Source organism: Methylobacterium sp. WCS2018Hpa-22 (genome assembly GCF_031843785.1).
In the GTDB taxonomy this organism is placed as follows: domain Bacteria; phylum Pseudomonadota; class Alphaproteobacteria; order Rhizobiales; family Beijerinckiaceae; genus Methylobacterium.
On record NZ_JAVTJA010000009.1, the window covers coordinates 13,071 to 29,741 of the forward strand.

Below are 16,671 nucleotides of genomic sequence, written 5' to 3' on the forward strand. Positions count from 1 at the left end.
CGGAGCCTCTAGTCCCCAGCGGAGCCTTTGACGCCATGCGCCTCGAATATTTCGAGATGATCGACACGGTGACGAGTCTCGACAAGGCCGCCGGCCGGATCGAGGCGCTAGCTCACGTGCCGATGGAGAGCCCGGTCTTCGAGGGTCACTTTCCCGGTCATCCCCTGGTGCCCGGGGTACTCCTCACGGAGACCATGGCCCAGGCCTCGGGATACCTGCTCCTCGCCCATCTCGACTTCGTGCGGATGCCGTTCCTGATGGCGGTCGACAAGGCGAGGTTCCGCTCCTTCGTCGGCCCTGGGGCGACACTCGTCGTGCAGGCGAGTCTGGAGCATGACGGCTCTGGTTACGCGGTGACCAAGGCTTCCATCCGCCACGAGGGCAAACCTCTGGCCGATGCAGAGTTGCGCTTCCGAACCATGCCGTTTCCCGCAGGGCTCGATGCTCCCATGCGCGAACGCGCGGAGCGGATCGGCCTGATGGATCGCGCGGTTGCGGCAGGGGCTCCCCCCGGGGGAGCGGTTCCGGCATGAGCAAGACCAGCATGGACCGGCGCGACGTGGTCGTCACCGGCATCGGCCTCGTATCCTGTGCCGGAGAGGGAATCGCCGCCCACCTCGAAGCCTTCGCAGCGGGCAGGCCGAAGGCTACGGATACGGAGCGCTTTGCGCCCTATCCCGTCCATCCGGCCCCGCCGCTCTTGCTCGATGGACAGATCCCCAAGAAATCCGACCAGCGGCAGATGGAGGCGTGGCAGCGCCTGGGCGTCTACGCGGCCGGGCTTGCCCTCGACTCGGCTGGAGTGAAACAGGACGCCGCCTTCAAGGCAGCGATGCATCTCGTCGTCGCCTGCGGCGGCGGCGAGCGTGATACGGCGGTGGACGGTGCGATCCTGACCGGCCTGCGCGACGCGGCCGACCCGGGCGCCTATCTCAACGAGCACCTGCAGAACGACCTACGCCCGACCCTCTTCCTGGCCCAACTCTCGAACCTGCTCGCTGGCAACATCGCCATCGTCCATGGTGTCACGGGCGCCTCACGCACGTTCATGGGCGAGGAGGCTTCGGGCGTCGACGCCTTGCGCAACGCCCAGAGCCGCATCGCTTCGGGCCAGATCGATACGATGCTGGTGGGCGGCTCCTACAGCGCGGAACGCCCCGACGTTCTCGTCGTCCACGAGATGGGCGGATACCTGCGGAAGGGCGATTACCGACCGGTTTTCGAGCGCGAGGGTGAAGGCGAGGCCGGCGTCATTTTGGGAAGTACCGCCGCTTTCCTCATGCTGGAAGCCGCCGAGACCGCAGCGGCGCGCGAGGCGACGATCTTCGCCCGCCTTCTCCCAGTGGAAAGCGATCGCCCCCGGCGCGAGGCCGGCAGCGTAGGGCGTAGCCTCTCCACCTTGTGGGGCGAGGCCGCTTCCAAGCCGGATCTGGTGATCTCGGGTGCCACCGGCGTCAAAGAGATCACTGCCGAGGAGCGTGCTGCCCTGGACGTACTGACGCCCGGAACCCCCATCACAGCCCTCGGGGACCTTACCGGCCATTCGCTCGAAGTTACGGCGCCGCTGGGGGCGGCACTCGCCGCCGCACTCATTTCGGAAGGAACGGCGCGCGAGATCACGATCACCACCGTCGGCCATCGCCGTGGTGAGGGCGTGATCCGGTTAAGCGCGCTGTCGTGACCGGCAGGGATGTGGCTGTCAGCGAACGGAAATTCCGCTAAGACCGGTGCAACCGTGATCGATCGGCCCGAATGTTCGGGGCGGGGCATCTTCAAGGCCGTTCGGTCGGAACGATAGCAAGACGGCGCGATGACGAATTCCTCTCCCCCCGATTCACGGAACTTCCGGGACAGCCATGGCAGGCCGCTGGTCGCCGTGACAGGCCTCGGCATCGTCACGTCCCTGGGGCAGGGACAGGTCGACAATTGGACCGCGCTCACCGCCGGCCGGTCCGGCATCCACAGCATCGCCCGTTTTTCTACAGACGGCCTGCGCACCCGCATCGCCGGCACGGTAGATTTCCTCGATACCGACCCGCTCGTGGCGCCCGCCCTGTCGCAGCGCTTCGCCGAAGAGGCGGCCGAGGAGGCGATCACCCAATCCGGCATCGGGACGAAGGGCAATTTCCCCGGCGCGCTGTTCATCGCCGTACCGCCGGTGGAAATGGAATGGCCGCAGCGCCAGTCGCTGGCACAGGCGTCCGGCCAGAACGGCGACATCACCTATTCCGACCTCCAGCGAGCGGCATCGAGCGGACGGTTCGACGCTTGGCACGATCTCTTCATCTTCGCTACCGTGGCCGACAACATCGCCGATCGGTTCGGCACCAAAGGATCGCCGATCTCGCTGTCCACCGCCTGCTCATCCGGCGCCACCGCGATCCAACTCGGCGTCGAGGCGATCCGGCGGGGCGAGATGCAGGCGGCCCTGTGTATCGGCACCGACGGTTCGGTGAACCCGGAATCACTGATCCGATTCTCGCTGCTCTCCGCACTTTCGACCCAGAATGATCCGCCGGAGGGGGCCTCGAAGCCGTTCTCCAAGAACCGCGACGGCTTCGTCATGGGGGAGGGGGCCGCCGCCCTGGTCCTCGAGAATGCCGAGGCAGCGCGTGCACGCGGCGCGACGATCCTCGGCTACGTTCTCGGTTGCGGCGAGAAGGGTGACGGCTTTCACCGTACCCGGTCGAGCCCGGACGGGGCGCCCGGCATCGCCGCCATCCGCGCAGCCCTGCACGATGCTGGCACCGAGCCGGATTCGATCGACACGATCAACGCCCACGGCACGTCGACGCCGGAAAATGATAAGATGGAGGCGTTGGGCTGCGCTGCCGTATTCGGTGAGCGGATCCGCTCCCTGCCGATCTCATCGAACAAGTCGATGATCGGTCATACGCTGACAGCCGCGGGGGCTATCGAGGCGGTGATCTCGCTCCTTACCGTCACCCATGGCCGCATCCCACCGACGATCAATTACGCTGTGCCGGACCCAGCTCTCTCCCTCGACGTGGTAACGAGCGCACGCGACGCACGGGTCAGCCGGGTTCTGTCCAATTCCTTCGGATTCGGCGGGCAGAATACCTGCCTCGTCCTCGGGGACGAGCCGGCATGACGAACGAAGTGTCCCGCCGCGTCCTCGTCACGGGCGGCGCCTCCGGCCTCGGATCGGCCATCGTACGCGCGCTGGTCACCTCCGGCTACGACGTCGCTTTCACCTATCGGTCATCGGGCGAGGCGGCGGAGCGACTTGTCGCCGAACTCGTTCAGACTCACCCCGAACGGGCGATCACCGCCCACCCTCTCGACCTCGCCGATCGCGATGCCCTAGAGGCTTTCTGCGAGGCCCAGGAGGGGGAAGCGTTCTACGGGCTGGTCCACAATGCAGGCCAATCTTACGACGTGCTGGCCGCGATGATGGCGCAGGACAAAGCCGAGGCGGCGATGCAGGTGAACTTCTGGTCTCTGACCCGCATGGCCAAAGCGCTGGTGCGCGGCATGATCCGCGGACGCTCCGGCCGCATCGTCGCCATCGGTTCGGTGGCGGCCCTCCAGGCCAATCCGGGTAATGCCGCTTATGCGGCCACGAAGGGTGCGCTGATCTCCTATTGCCGGACGCTGGCGATCGAATCTGCCAAGCGTGGGGTAACCGTCAACGTCATCGCGCCGGGCTTCATCGACACTGACATGATGGCTCCTTATGCCGCGCACCGCACCGGCATGGAGAAGCAGATTCCGTCCGGACGCTTCGCCAAGCCGGAGGAAGTGGCGGCGCTGGTGGCCTTCCTCATGGGAGATGGCGCCGCCTACATCACCGGCGCCGTTCTGCCGGTAGACGGTGGGCTGACAGCGATGATGGGCATCCATCGGACTTGAGGTGGACGATCCATTGCGCCTTCGCCTCATCTACGCGCTGGTTCTGACAGCAGCTCCGGCAATCGCCGAAACCGGCGCTTTCCGCGTCGATGGTCTTCCGCGCGGCGACGCGTTGAGTATCCGCGAGACCCCGGATGCTTCCGCGCCCGTACTGGGCCAGGCACCAGAAGGCGCGCGCCTGCGCGGCTTCGGCTGCACCAACGAGACGCCGAGCGGTCTCACCTGGTGTCGGGTCAAGGCCGGCCCAATCCTCGGCTGGGCGCGGCGACGCTACCTCGCGCCGGATTGAGCCGAGCCGACTTTCAGTCGATAAGGCGCCCTACCCATTCCGTTCCCTCATCCTGAGGTGCCGGAGCATTGTGGAGGCCTCGAAGGAGGACTCCAGACGGCACGCGGGCCCCGTAGCCCTCCCTCTACACCCGCCCACGCGGGCACCTCAGGATGAGGTGGTACGAAGGAGGTTCGGAGCCCGAAGCGCCCGACGAGAGACAAGCCCGATGCAAGCCCTCCAACTCTTCGGTGACCGCGACCTGCGCCTCAGCGAGGTCGATCCGCCGGCAGCTCCCGGCGGGGGCGAGGTTCAGATCCGCGTGCGCGCGGTGGGCTTGAACTTCATCGACGTCTGGGGCTTTCGCGGCATGGCCTTCGCCAAGCGCAAGATGCCGCTCACGGTAGGGGCCGAAGCCTCGGGCGAGATCGTCTGCGTTGGCGAGGGCGTCACGGATCTGCGTGAGGGCGACCGCGTGGTGATGTACGGCGCGCAGACGTGTTGTCGCTGCAAGGCCTGCCGGGAGGGTCGAGACAACCTGTGCGAGGACGTCTCCGGCGTTATGGGCTTCCATATCGACGGGTTCGCGCGCGAGCGTGTCACCATGCCAGCACGTCTCGTAGTGAAGGTACCCGATGGGGTGAGCTTCACCGATGCAGCCTGTGCTCCAATCGCCTTCGGCACTGTCCAGCACATGCTGTTCGACAATGCCAAGCTGGAGCCTGGCGAGAGCATCCTCGTTCATGCCGGTGGCTCGGGGATCGGTACCGCCGCGATCAAGATGGCCAAAGCCATTGGCTGCACTGTGTTCACGACGGTGGGGGACGACAAGAAGGGCGAGATGGCCAAGGCGCTGGGCGCCGATCACGTCATCAACTACCGCGACGAGCGCTTCGAAGGCGAGGTCCGCCGCCTGACCAAGCGAAAGGGTGTAGACGTAGTGTTCGAGCATGTCGGCCCGGATACCTGGAACGGCTCGCTCCTATGCCTCAAGCGCGGCGGCCGCCTCGTCACCTGTGGTTCCACCTCCGGTGTCTCTACGACCATGAACCTCATGCAGCTGTTCCAGCAACAGTACCGCATTACCGGGTCCTTCGGCTGCTCTATGGCCAACATCCGCCAATCCCTGGCGAAAATGGCCGAGGGGATCACGCCAGTAGTGGATACCGTGCTGCCACTCGCGGACTTTTCACAGGGGCTGGAACGCCTGGAATCGCGCAAGGTGTTCGGGAAAATCCTCGTGGCGATCGACTGATATGTCGCCTGGGCCACGAGACTCGCATTCACCTCAGGCTGCCCCTTACCCAGAAAATGTTCTACACGCGCACGATAGCCACTCCCGGATAGTCTCGTGCTGCGTCTTGCCCTCGTCCTGAACCGCCATCTGCCCCGGATGGCGGGGATCGCCATGATTCCGTTGGTCCGCTGCCTATTCTGGCTGGCGCGATTGCTGGGGACCGAGCGGGCGAGCCGGACCGGCGGGGCGATTGCACGGAGAGTAGGTCCTTTCCTACCCGCGAACCGCATCGCATTGGCGAACCTGCGTGCCGCCTATCCCGAGGAAGATGAGGCCGCGATCAGGGCGCTCGCGCGCCAAGCCTGGGACAATCTAGGCCGGACGGGAGCGGAATACGCACATCTTGCAACCCTATTCGATATCGACCCCGCCGATCCAGCAAGTCAGCGCATGTCCGTTGCCGGCGCGGAGCATTTCGAGGCTTTGCGCGACGACGGCAAGCCAGGGCTGATCTTCGCCGCACACCTCGCCAACTGGGAATTGCCGGCGATCTGCGCCGCTCGCTACGGCCTCGAGGCCACGGCGATTTTCCGGCCGCCCAACGATATAGCCTCGGCCCGCCTCGTCGCCGAGGTGCGCCGAGAGACCATGGGTGGCCTGGCGGCGGCGGGGCAGGGCGCCGTATTTTCCATGCAGGGCGTCGTGGAACGCGGCGGCCATCTCGGCCAGCTCATCGATCAGCATTTCACCCGTGGCGTAGTCGTGGAGTTCTTTGGTCGACCCGTTCTGGTGAATCCGCTGCTCGCCAAGCTCGCCAAGCATTACGAATGCCCCGTCCACGGGGTCCGCGTGGTGCGCAAGGACAATGCCCGCTTCCTTCTCGAACTCACGCCTCCCCTCGACCTACCCCGCGATGCCAAGGGCGAAATTGATGTGCAGGGCGCAATGCAGGCGATGACACGCGTGGTTGAGGAATGGGTTCGGGAAAATCCGGGTCAGTGGTTGTGGATGCACAGGCGGTGGCGGCCGAACATGCTGCCCAAACCCAAGGTTGCTCCAGTTAAGCAGCCTGATCCATCCGTGGCCCATCGAGGCAACGTGACTTCTGTTTCCGGTTGAGGCGCTGTCACATAGGGATATGGTCCGATCCGCTTTACGGCTACGCCGCTCCGCGCTGAACCCTCTCACACTGACACTTCTCCTTTCGTGCATGACTGGCCCGGCACACGCCGAGCCGCCTCGCGCGGTGATCGAGCTCTTCACCAGCCAAGGTTGCGGCGCCTGCCAGCAGGCCTCGCGGATGATGGGGGATTACGCCCAGCAGGCCGACATCATCGCCCTGACCCTTCCGGTCACCTACTGGGACTATCTTGGCTGGAAGGACGAACTCGCGATCCCGGCCTTCACCGAACGCCAGCGCGCCTATGCTCTGAGCCATGGCGAGCGCCAGCTTTTCACACCGCAGGCCATCGTCAACGGCGAGCCATCCCCGTTCAGGTCGGACCAGGCCTTCCTCGACCGAAGCCTCCGCACGGCGCGACAGTCGGGGGGCCTTATGGTGCCTGTAAAGGCAACGGACCAGGGGGACCGTATCACCATCGATATCGGCGCCGGACGGGGAAGCGGCGAGGTCTGGCTACTCCCGATCCTGCGCAGGCACAGGACGGCAGTCGGGCACGGTGAGAACAAGGGACAGGTGATCGATTACGTGAACGTGGTGCGCGGGATGCACAAGGTCGGAGCCTGGATGGGCCAGGCCGCGCATTTCGAGCTCCCGCGTAGCCTCGCTCGTTCAGGTCATGCCGACAGCTACGTGGTCATGCTCCAGAGTGGGACGCTTGCCCATCCCGCCCGCATTCTCGGCGCGACGAAGGGGCCAAGCTTCTGAGCCTTGGCCCGCTTACTGCCTTCGACGCTTCAGCCCACCCATTCCCCAGCGCGCATAACCGGCACGGCGCGCCCTTCGGCGGTGAGGCCATCGACGTCGATCTCGGCCGAGCCAATCATCCAGTCGATATGGATCAGGCTGCGGTTCGCACCCCGTGCCGTGAGATCGTCCTCACTGAAGCCTTCACCGCCGTCGCGGAAGCATTTGCTGTACGCCTGCCCCAAGGCGATGTGGCTCGCCGCATTCTCGTCGTACAGGGTATTGTAAAACAGCAGTCCAGAAGCGGAGATAGCAGACGAAGCCGGCACCAGGGCGACCTCACCTAGACGGCGAGCCCCCTCATCCGTGTCGAGGACGCGCGCGAGGACATCGCCCCCTGTGCGAGCCGTCGCCTCGACGATGCGCCCATCTTCGAACCTTACCCGGATGCCGTCGATCAGCGTACCCTGGTAAGATAAGGGCTTGGTGCTTGCCACGTGGCCGTCCACCCGCGACTTGTGAGGCGTGGTGAACACCTCCTCGGTGGGAATATTGGCGTTGCACAGGATCCCGCTGCGCGAAACGGAGGCCCCACCGCACCACTCGTGATCGTCGGCAAGGCCGACGGTGAGGTCGGTGTCCGGTCCCTGAAACCGCAAGGCAGCGAAGCGATGCTCGTTAAGAATCTTAGTGCGGGCGTGGAGAGCGTCGTTATGCGCCTTCCACTCGCCCACCGGGTCGGTACCGTCAACGCGAGACGCCGCAAAGATCGCGTTCCACAGGCGTGAGAGGGCTTCGTCCTCGGCGCAATCCGGGAAAACAGTCCGTGCCCAAGGGCGGGTCGCCGCTGAAACGATCGTCCAATTCGTGGCGAAATTCGCGATGAGTTCGAGAGCCGGCACATAGGCCTTCGAGCGCGAGCGATTGGCGCGGGCGACTTTCTGGGCGTCCTGTCCAGCCAGCAACGACGGATCATCCCCGGCGATCGCAAGCCTTGCGGCTCCGTTCCGGAACGCGTCGGCCATACCGCTGTAGAGCCAGCCCGCCGCCGTATCGAACGCGTCCTCAGGTGCGTGGGCGAAGCGCGCCAAGGTCGCAGCGTCGTCGGAATAGAAAGTAGTCACCAGGGACGCGCCGGCCTTGTAAGCCTCGGTGGTGATCGCACGGGCGAGAGGCGCGGCTTCGAGCGGCGCCGTCATCACCAATTCCTGGCCGTTCTGGAGTCCGAGCCCAATGCGGACCGCCACCTCGGCGAGGCGGCTGATCCGCTCGTCGAAGGAGAGGGCGGTCGTGTCAGCCCCAGTGCTCGTCGTCATCACCAATCTCCTCAGCTCCATCCCGCATATGCCACGGGGCGGGCGTTCAGCAAGATCGGGATTCGTGATGCTGATTCAAGCGCGGGACTCGCAGCGAGATGGTCAAGCAGCGCGCGACCAAGTGATTTCGCCGAGATTCTCGCGGAAGGCGAAACGCATGAGATGGTCGGCCACCACGTTTTCCAGCCGCGTCAGACCAGCTGGATCAGGAGTCGCGACACGCATCAACAAAGCATCGGCCTCTGCCTGGAACGTGCAAACGCGATCTTCGCCGAACGGGACCGTACCGGCCGCGTCCGTCGCTTCCACGGGGAATTTATGGCTCCAATGGCGGCAGAGCTGCTTCAGGTAGCGGCTTGCCTCGGCAGTTGGAACTCTCGCCTGCGAGATCGGCATCGTCTTGTCTCCTTCGGTCCCTGAAATCCATGGACGCAGCTGGTGCATCGTTGTCGCTGGGCTGCAGACCTTCATTGAGGGTGCGATCCGCCTCTTACTGAAGGGGTCAGGACCGTTAACGTCCCCATAAGACGCTGCAGCGCACCCATGAAGCACTCTCATCGCAATAACGCTTTAGATCAGGACTTGAAGCCGTTTCATGGCGCATCGCGAGATCGATTGTGATCTTTTCTTGTGCGACGCACAATGGGGCATGTGAACAACGCCGTGAGTGTCTGGATGGCTTATGCGGCGAAGTCACACGCCCCCGGCGCTTACTCCTTCGGAAGCGCCGGGGGAGGGTTCGCTGACAACGCGATCACCTTCCCGGGGTTCAGCAAATCTCGCGGATCGAGGGCGCACTTGAGCCGGCGCATCAGGTCCAGGCCGACCGGATCGGCGTAGAGGCCCAGTTCGTCTCGCTTGATTAGGCCGATGCCATGTTCGGCGGCGATGGACCCGCCCATCCGATGCACGATGTCGTGAACGATCCTGTTGAAGCGTCCCCATTCCTTGAGGAACGTAGCCTTGTCCATGCCGAGAGGCTGGCTAAGGTTGAAGTGGATGTTGCCATCGCCGAAATGCCCGAAGGCGCAGACACGCAGGCCAGGCATTTCAGCCTCGCATGCCGCGATCGCCGTATCTAGGAAATCGGCGAGACGCGATAGCGGCACCGAGACGTCGTGCTTGATCGAGCCGCCTTCGAGCGACTGAACGTCAGACAAGTTTTCTCGGAGCGCCCATAGGCTCGCGTTCTGCGTCTCACTCGACCCGATGACCGCGTTTTCCACGAGACCACGATCGATAGCTGCGGCAAGCGCCGTCTCGATGGCATCCGAGGCCTCTGCCCCAGCGTGCGTCGTAGACATTTCGATGAGCGCGTAGCCCGCATGATCCCCGGGAAGGGGACGTGGAAAAGCGGGTCTGTGTTTCAGTACGATTTCGAGTCCGAAGCGCGGAATGTACTCGAATGCCGTGAGGTTATGGCCAGCGGTCCGTTTAAGCGTGTCGAACAAGGCCAGAGCGGAATGCGGCGACGAAAGACCCGCAAAGCCGACTGCCCGCGACGAAGGCTTGGGATAGAGCTTCAGCACCGCCGCTGTGATGATTCCAAGGGTCCCTTCCGATCCAACGAACAGGTGTTTCAGGTCGTAGCCCGCATTGTCTTTGCGCAGCGCGCTCAACCCGTTCCAGACCCGGCCGTCTGCCAGCACCACTTCGAGGCCGAGCACGAGATCGCGCATGTTGCCATAGGCAAGGACGCCGGTTCCGCCGGCATTGGTGGCGAGGTTGCCGCCGATCGTGCACGAGCCCTCCGAGGGCAGTGACAGGGGGAACAGCATCCCCTCCTGGTCGGCCGCCGCCTGAGCCTCGGCGAGCAGGACGCCCGCCTCGACGGTGATACTGGCGCTCAACGGGTCGATGGCGCGGATGTACGAGAGGCGACCAAGCGACAGGACGATCCCGCCATGCGGCACTCCGCCTCCCACCAACCCGGTATTACCACCCTGAGCAACGATGGCGATTCCAGCGTCGGCGCAGGCCGCAACAACGAACGCGACGTCGCCGGTATCGGCCGGCCGAACGACGGCGAGCGCGTTGCCGTGAAAGAGGCCGCGCCATTCCCGGAGATGGGGTGCAATCTCTGCGGGGGCCGTGAGGACGTGCTTCTCCCCCAAGCGCTCAGTGAGACGGAAGAGAAGATCGGCGGGAGCAGTCACGGGCAGCTCTGGGCGGGAGATCGAGGGGTAACACGAAGTGGGGAGGCCGGACCGTCACGATGGCGGCTGCGAACTCACCTCCTATGATAAGGTTCGTGACCCGTCTTTGCAGGGCACGGAGCCGTGCCGCAACCGATCAGCGCAAACCCGGAGGAGGCGCCCAACCGATGCTGTCCGTGATCCCGAACCCACCCCGTACCGCCCTGCCCATTGTTGGCAGCGAGGACTTTTTCCCTGTGCGCCGCGTCTATTGCGTGGGACGCAACTACGCCGCCCATGCCCGCGAAATGGGGAAGGATCCCGAGCGCGAGCCGCCGTTCTTCTTCATGAAACCGGCGGACGCGCTTCAGATCGTCCCGGGCGCGGATGCAGTAGACCATCCCTATCCGCCCCGCACCGCCAATTACCATTTTGAGGTGGAACTCGTAGCAGCCCTCGGACGCGGCGGGCAGGACATCCCCACGGCCGATGCCCTCGATCATGTCTACGCCTACGCCGTCGGGCTCGACATGACCCGACGCGACGTTCAGGACGAAGCCAAGCGCCTTTCCCGCCCGTGGGACCTCGCCAAATCGGCCGATGCCTCGGCACCCATCGGACCACTCCACCCGGTCGAAGGTCGCAGGCATCCGATGCGCGGCGCCATCACACTCTCGGTGGACGACAATCCCCGCCAAGCCGGCGACCTATCGGAGATGATTTGGTCCGTAGCCGACCAGATCGCGCTCCTTTCCACCTATTTCGAGCTCCATCCCGGTGACCTGATCTTCACCGGTACGCCTTCAGGCGTCGGTGCGGTCGAGCGCGGACAAGTGATGCAGGCGGCCATCGAAGGCTTCGGTGCCATCCGCCTCAACGTCGTATGATTGGCTCCCTCCTCAACCGGCCGCTGATCCAACGGTTATTCCAGTTCGGCGCCCTCGTGTCCCGTGGAATGACCCTCGGCGTGCGGGGCGTCGCCTTCGACGCTCAGGGCCGCGTCTGCCTCGTGCGCCATACTTATGTGGAGGGATGGCACCTGCCCGGGGGTGGCATCGAGATTGGCGAGAATGCCGTCGACGCCATGGTTCGAGAGTTTCGGGAGGAGGCCGAGATCGTCGTGGAGGCGGCAGACACCTTGCGCCTGCATGGCTTCTTCCGCAGCACCGCCGCAACGGGCCGCGACCACATCGCTGTCTACGTCGCCCCCACCTTCACACTCCTCGGACCGAAGGCGCCAGACCGGGAAATCGCGCAGAGCGACTTCTTCGCGCTCGACGCCTTGCCCAAAGACACGACGCGGGCCACCCACAGCCGCCTCGACGAGATCGTCCATGGACTCTCCCCAACGGCCACGTGGTGAGAACGCGAGAAAGTTGCCCGCCGGCAAAAGAACCGAAAAACAGCTCTTGCCACGCCCGCCGGAATGTTGTTTAGAGACGCCGTCCGGGGCCGCCGGCGGGTCTTCTCCTCAAGCGGCACGGCATAGTGAGCGGGTGTAGCTCAGGGGTAGAGCACAACCTTGCCAAGGTTGGGGTCGAGGGTTCGAATCCCTTCGCCCGCTCCAATTCATCCAACCATCAGAACATACGCGATGGGCCGCCTTCGGGCGGCCTTCGTCGTATCTGGAGCTCGCATTCTGTCTTTCGATGGACGGTCATGACGAGTTCTCAAGCATACACATTGCTGGTCATCCGATGGCTGCCAGCGGACCTTCTCGATGAACCAATACGCCCTCTGCATGTTGAGTCACCGACAGCAAGGGATAAAACATATGACATCGACTTGGATGACCCTCGAGGAACTCGCCCTCAACCGCCAGATCACGGTGGATGAGGCGCTCCGCATCGTGAACGAGGCCCATTGCCCCAAGGTGTTCCGTGCTACGGCAACCCTGTATCTGGTCTGAGGGCCAGGCGGGCGTAATAGAGATTCAGTAGCGGTAGTTATTTTCTACCTCCGTCGGGTTCTGACTCGCCAACTTAGGACCCGGCGGCATACAAAGCGCTGACATCATTGCGGGTTGCCTGTCTGACGGCATTCAAAACCTGCACTATCTTCGCTTCGACAACCCAGGCTGCGCCCATGCAGCTCGACGAGGTGCGGTCCGCTCCGTGGAGCACCGTTGAACACGTTGAGTACGGTTCCGATAGCAGCGCCTGTTATCTGCGCCGAGAGACCATTCGCCAGGAAATTCGTCGTGAGCATCCTTTTAAGATACCCGTCTTTGGGCTCTGTGCTGCGGTTACTGAATATCACACCGGCGTTAGTTTTTAATTGAGCTAAATGGGGATAGCCCAGCGCCATCATTTGGCACTGGGCTATTTTTGTTTCAAGAACTATCTAGCATCAGCTATTGGTACGGTATTACTCGCGAATAACGTTCTATATCGAGGCGATAGCAGATCCGGTATTTCCGACCCGACCGTGCCGGGTCATACCGGTATTCGGCAGGATCGGTATTGTGTTGGGCTGCAACCCGCACTGCACTTGTACCGGCGAAGAACGGCCAGCTGGTGACGTTTCCACCCGCCCCCACCTTGGCTGGGACAAATAGCGTTGGGACCGCCCAATTCAATAAATCTGCTCCTTCGCGCGCACGAGAAACCGGTTTGTCACCGCCGCTTAAAAGCGCTGAACGGTGATACCGTCACAGCGCCTGTCCGCCATTCTGACGCATGGGATCACAGATTTTCGCAGACACCTTATCGAGATGTTCGCATGCATTCTTGAGGTACCAAGCCTTCAGATCCGGCTGGGTTGGTGCGACGAACATCGCCACAAGGACGAAGCCGACGAAGCCGAGGACGACAAGCGTCAGAAGATTCCGCATCAACTCACTCCAAAAAAAGAGCGTCCTCTCCTGGAGACAGGGCGCAAGCCCATAGGAGACAACGTAAAACGGCCAGCCAATCGCCTCAACGGACAATTCAGCTGGCCGATTCGGTAATAGCACGGCTTGTGAAAGCCGACACGGGAAAGGCTGTTGAGACCTGATGTTTCAACGTTGTTGGCAGCGTCCTGGTTCCCAGTTGTAGATCTTATCTCTCTGCAGGTTCAAAAAGCGGTACGATCTTCATGGCCGGCACCAGCACGAGGCCTTTGTCGGTGATCCGAATCTCTGGAATGACAGACAGCGGAATTAGGTTGAACCCCATATAGGGGATCGTGCAGCCGGCCCGCTCCCAGGCCACCTTCAGCAAACGGACTTCTTCGGCGACGAGACCGACGCGCTTGTCGGAGAGAAGTCCTGCCACAGGCAACGGAACCATCGCAGTGACCTTCCCATCCTCGACCACGCAGACGCCCCCCTGGATCGTCGACAGCGCATCTAGAGCGACGCGCATGTCCTCTTCATTCAGCCCGGCCACGATTACGTTGTGCGAATCGTGGCCGACACTGCTCGCGACAGCGCCCTGTTTCAGACCAAAGGCGCGCAGCAATCCGTGCGCGACGTTCCCGGCCCTGCCATGGCGCTCGATCACGGTGACGAAGCACAGGTCGTTGTCCCACAATGTCGTTACCCAATCGAGGCCGGGAGTCAGATCGTAGCGCTCGTGGGTCAACTCGATGCCGGGAAGCGTGGTGCGAATGGCGTTGACGATACAGCGGCCTTCGGGAAACGGCGGGACGAGGGCAGGAAGCGGCTGTGGCAGATGCATCGTTGCATAGGCTGGTGCAGGATATCGATAGGGTCGCGAGAGTGCCGCATCGAGGAGGGGAGTAACCGCACGGTTCTCGACCACGCACCGTCCGCCATACCATGTGGTCTGCGGGATCAAGTCATCATCGAGGAGGACTAGATCGGCCCGACGTCCCCCGCCGAACCCACCAATCTCGCCATCGAGCCCATACCGGGTCGCCGGATGGAGCGAGCCCATTGACCATGCCTGTTCGCGGGGGATGCCCATGCGGATTGCCTCGCGCACCACCCAATCCAGGCCGTAAGCGAGGAGATCCTGCGCATCCCGGTCGTCGGTGCAGACGCAGACCCGCTTGGCCGAGGCTCCAAGTTCGATGATCGTGCCGATAGCCTTGGGCAAACTGTGCCAGGGCGTGGTCGGCGGGCCGCCGCGCAGGTAGATCCACAAACCCGCCTCGAGCAGGTCGTCGGCAATGTCCCTGTCGATGGCTTCGTGGGTATCAGTGACCCCGCTGGCCGCGTAGGCCGCAACGAAGCCGCGGCCGTAGATATGGCCGGAGACCGGCCGCCCCCGTTGCAGAGCGGCCGCGATGATGGCATGCGCCCTTTCATCGCCCTCGGCGACGGCGACGAAATCCATCTTCTCGCCAAGGCCGATCGCCTCCGGCCACGCATCGAACAAAGCTCCGATCTTCTCGGCCGTCAGGTCGCCACCGGCGGTTTCCAAGGCTGGCGACGTGGCCGGGACCGTGCTCGGCACCGTGAGGTAGATGTTGAGCGGCGCCTCGCGGGCATCCTCCAGCATCCAGGCGATGCCGTCCGCATCGAGGACATTTCCGATCTCGTGGCTGTCGCAGACGACGGTCGTGGTGCCGTTGAGGAGCGCCGCCTCGGCATAGGCGCAGGCGGTCACCATGCTGCTCTCGATATGCAGATGTGGATCCACCAGGCCGGGCGCCAGAATACCGCCGCCCGCATCGTAACGGGGGGCACTCCCGTGATAGGCACCGGCAGGCTTTACGGCGGCGATACGTCCTCCGGCGATCCAGACTTCACTGTCCGGCCGGATCCGCTCAGAATAGGTGGAGAGGATACGTGCGCCGGTGATGACGAGATCGGGCTCCGCCCGCCCCGCGGCGACGCCGGCGAGATGCCGGGTCATCCGGGCCAAGGGTGCGACGGAAAAACGTGTCAGCGGCGTCGGATCGGTCATCGTCGGCTTGGCTCCTGGCATCATCAAACCGGCCGCCACGGCAGGCCGGTCTTGCCCGGCGGCGCGCACGCATCATGCCACAGGCGGGTCTACCGCGCCTGCGCGTCCAGAAAGGCGGGTTGCCAACCTGTTTCGCCGGGACCATGTAGCGCTGCGAGTTCGGTCGTGGCGTCTCCCAACGGTGACGGTCACGGCGCAGGAATGTCGGCGGGACCAGACGGTCGAACGTCGAACATTTCGCCTACCGAACCCTCGACATCACATTCCCCGATCGCATCATCGAGCATTTGTCATGGCCAAGCGTACAAAGTCGAAACCGCAGGAGCGGGGCTCAGTCCTGTTCGACGTGGTCTATGAAGACGAGTCCCGTGCCTCGAACCGTCGGGTTCCCATGGAAATCCTCGGAGGGCTCGACGGTGACGAGCCCGCCCGGCAACTGATCGAGGAGCAGGACCGCGCCATCGCCGAGAAGTCGGGCCGCCCGTCCCGCGCCATTCGAAGCCTGAGCCGGTCGCCGGCCCGCGCGATCAGCAGCGAGTCCGGCGATTGATCCTCAGGCTTTCTTAAGGAACTGTGTCTTCAGAACGAGGCCCTTCACCTTCTCGGCGTTGCACTCGATCTCTTCAGGATCCTCCGTGAGGCGGATGTTCTTGATGAGCGTCCCGCGCTTCAGGGTGGTGGAGGTGCCCTTCACCTTGAGATCCTTGACCAGCGTGACGGAATCCCCGTCGGCCAGCTTGGTGCCGTTGGCATCCTTCGTATCGGCCATGCTTCAGGCCCCGGCATCGGGCGGCATGTAGGGCTGCCCGGCATTGGTCAGCGCCCGGTCCACCGCCTCGATGGCGAGGAGGATGCGCATGAAATCCTCGGCGGCGGAGGCAGCTGCGAGTTCGCTCGAACCGATCCGCTTGGCCAAGGCGTTGCGCTGTCGCGAGAGGCTGGCGCGGGCGCGGTTGAGGTCGGCAATCTCGTCGGGCGTCATGGTAGGGTCTCTCTGCCGATCGACCGTCCAGGCGGTCTCGGGTGCGGAGCGATGCAATCATTGGCCGCAGGATGCAATGGCGCATCCGGCGGCATCGCCGCGGATGGGGCGACGGATTCGATACAGACGGCGCCGAC

General features: G+C 63.8%; 19 protein-coding genes and 1 tRNA gene. 13 read left to right on the forward strand and 7 right to left on the reverse strand.

Annotated elements, in window-relative coordinates:
* Nucleotides 1–35: 35 nt before the first annotated feature.
* The 8 genes from RQI43_RS13280 (at nt 36) to RQI43_RS13315 (ending at nt 7,266) form a co-directional block, all read left to right on the forward strand.
* Nucleotides 36–533, forward strand: a complete 498-nt coding sequence (locus RQI43_RS13280; protein WP_311275445.1) for a 3-hydroxyacyl-ACP dehydratase FabZ family protein — start codon at nt 36–38, stop codon at nt 531–533.
* Nucleotides 530–1,681, forward strand: coding sequence for a beta-ketoacyl-ACP synthase (locus RQI43_RS13285; protein WP_056427493.1), 1,152 nt, complete (start codon nt 530–532; stop codon nt 1,679–1,681). Before RQI43_RS13280 ends, RQI43_RS13285 begins: the two co-directional genes overlap by 4 nt.
* Before the next feature lie 129 nt (nt 1,682–1,810).
* On the forward strand, nt 1,811–3,112 hold the full coding sequence (locus RQI43_RS13290) for a beta-ketoacyl-ACP synthase (RefSeq protein ID WP_056453401.1): 1,302 nt from the start codon (nt 1,811–1,813) through the stop codon (nt 3,110–3,112).
* The gene (locus RQI43_RS13295; protein WP_056427500.1) at nt 3,109–3,873 is read left to right on the forward strand and encodes an SDR family NAD(P)-dependent oxidoreductase; all 765 of its coding nucleotides are present in this window, start codon (nt 3,109–3,111) and stop codon (nt 3,871–3,873) included. The genes RQI43_RS13290 and RQI43_RS13295 overlap by 4 nt, the downstream gene beginning before the upstream one ends.
* Before the next feature lie 13 nt (nt 3,874–3,886).
* Nucleotides 3,887–4,162 (forward strand): SH3 domain-containing protein, encoded by a 276-nt coding sequence (locus tag RQI43_RS13300; protein WP_056427723.1) that lies wholly within the window; start codon nt 3,887–3,889, stop codon nt 4,160–4,162.
* Nucleotides 4,163–4,370: 208 nt separating this feature from the next.
* A complete protein-coding gene (locus RQI43_RS13305) occupies nt 4,371–5,396 on the forward strand; it encodes a zinc-binding dehydrogenase (RefSeq protein WP_311275446.1) in 1,026 nt (341 codons plus the stop codon).
* Nucleotides 5,397–5,492: 96 nt separating this feature from the next.
* Nucleotides 5,493–6,497: a lipid A biosynthesis lauroyl acyltransferase gene (locus RQI43_RS13310; RefSeq protein ID WP_311275447.1), complete on the forward strand. Its 1,005-nt coding sequence runs from the start codon at nt 5,493–5,495 to the stop codon at nt 6,495–6,497.
* A gap of 127 nt (nt 6,498–6,624) precedes the next feature.
* On the forward strand, nt 6,625–7,266 hold the full coding sequence (locus RQI43_RS13315; RefSeq protein WP_311275448.1) for a DUF1223 domain-containing protein: 642 nt from the start codon (nt 6,625–6,627) through the stop codon (nt 7,264–7,266).
* 29 nt (nt 7,267–7,295) lie between these two features.
* Here the strand turns inward: RQI43_RS13315 and RQI43_RS13320 are convergent, their stop codons facing one another.
* The 3 genes from RQI43_RS13320 to RQI43_RS13330 form a co-directional block, all read right to left on the reverse strand.
* Nucleotides 7,296–8,561: an aminopeptidase gene (locus RQI43_RS13320; RefSeq protein WP_056427507.1), complete on the reverse strand. Its 1,266-nt coding sequence runs from the start codon at nt 8,559–8,561 to the stop codon at nt 7,296–7,298.
* A 102-nt stretch (nt 8,562–8,663) separates the two neighbouring features.
* The gene (locus tag RQI43_RS13325) at nt 8,664–8,957 is read right to left on the reverse strand and encodes a DUF2218 domain-containing protein (RefSeq protein ID WP_056427510.1); all 294 of its coding nucleotides are present in this window, start codon (nt 8,955–8,957) and stop codon (nt 8,664–8,666) included.
* Between the two features lie 314 nt (nt 8,958–9,271).
* A complete protein-coding gene (locus RQI43_RS13330) occupies nt 9,272–10,717 on the reverse strand; it encodes an FAD-binding oxidoreductase (protein ID WP_405030617.1) in 1,446 nt (481 codons plus the stop codon).
* A 167-nt stretch (nt 10,718–10,884) separates the two neighbouring features.
* Between RQI43_RS13330 and RQI43_RS13335 the strand changes: the two genes are divergently transcribed.
* The 4 genes from RQI43_RS13335 to RQI43_RS13350 all read left to right on the forward strand — a co-directional run bounded on the left by RQI43_RS13335 (nt 10,885) and on the right by RQI43_RS13350 (nt 12,605).
* Nucleotides 10,885–11,583: a fumarylacetoacetate hydrolase family protein gene (locus RQI43_RS13335; RefSeq protein WP_056427516.1), complete on the forward strand. Its 699-nt coding sequence runs from the start codon at nt 10,885–10,887 to the stop codon at nt 11,581–11,583.
* Nucleotides 11,580–12,059: an NUDIX domain-containing protein gene (locus RQI43_RS13340; protein WP_056427519.1), complete on the forward strand. Its 480-nt coding sequence runs from the start codon at nt 11,580–11,582 to the stop codon at nt 12,057–12,059. The genes RQI43_RS13335 and RQI43_RS13340 overlap by 4 nt, the downstream gene beginning before the upstream one ends.
* A gap of 129 nt (nt 12,060–12,188) precedes the next feature.
* A tRNA-Gly gene (locus RQI43_RS13345) sits at nt 12,189–12,263 on the forward strand.
* 207 nt (nt 12,264–12,470) lie between these two features.
* Nucleotides 12,471–12,605, forward strand: a complete 135-nt coding sequence (locus RQI43_RS13350) for a hypothetical protein (RefSeq protein ID WP_280136553.1) — start codon at nt 12,471–12,473, stop codon at nt 12,603–12,605.
* Nucleotides 12,606–13,346: 741 nt separating this feature from the next.
* Here RQI43_RS13350 and RQI43_RS13355 read toward each other — a convergent pair.
* Complete coding sequence (locus tag RQI43_RS13355) at nt 13,347–13,529, reverse strand: hypothetical protein (RefSeq protein ID WP_056427522.1); 183 nt, start codon at nt 13,527–13,529, stop codon at nt 13,347–13,349.
* Nucleotides 13,530–13,737: 208 nt separating this feature from the next.
* Nucleotides 13,738–15,552 carry an adenine deaminase gene (locus RQI43_RS13360; RefSeq protein WP_056427525.1) on the reverse strand — a complete coding sequence of 605 codons (1,815 nt, stop codon included), beginning with the start codon at nt 15,550–15,552 and terminating at the stop codon, nt 13,738–13,740.
* Between the two features lie 292 nt (nt 15,553–15,844).
* Here RQI43_RS13360 and RQI43_RS13365 point away from each other — a divergent pair, with 292 nt between their 5' ends.
* A complete protein-coding gene (locus RQI43_RS13365; RefSeq protein WP_056427528.1) occupies nt 15,845–16,102 on the forward strand; it encodes a hypothetical protein in 258 nt (85 codons plus the stop codon).
* 3 nt (nt 16,103–16,105) lie between these two features.
* Here RQI43_RS13365 and RQI43_RS13370 read toward each other — a convergent pair whose 3' ends face one another.
* Nucleotides 16,106–16,321 carry an alkylphosphonate utilization protein gene (locus RQI43_RS13370; RefSeq protein WP_056427531.1) on the reverse strand — a complete coding sequence of 72 codons (216 nt, stop codon included), beginning with the start codon at nt 16,319–16,321 and terminating at the stop codon, nt 16,106–16,108.
* Nucleotides 16,322–16,324: 3 nt separating this feature from the next.
* A complete protein-coding gene (locus tag RQI43_RS13375) occupies nt 16,325–16,534 on the reverse strand; it encodes a hypothetical protein (RefSeq protein ID WP_056427534.1) in 210 nt (69 codons plus the stop codon).
* Between the last annotated feature and the right edge of the window lie 137 nt (nt 16,535–16,671).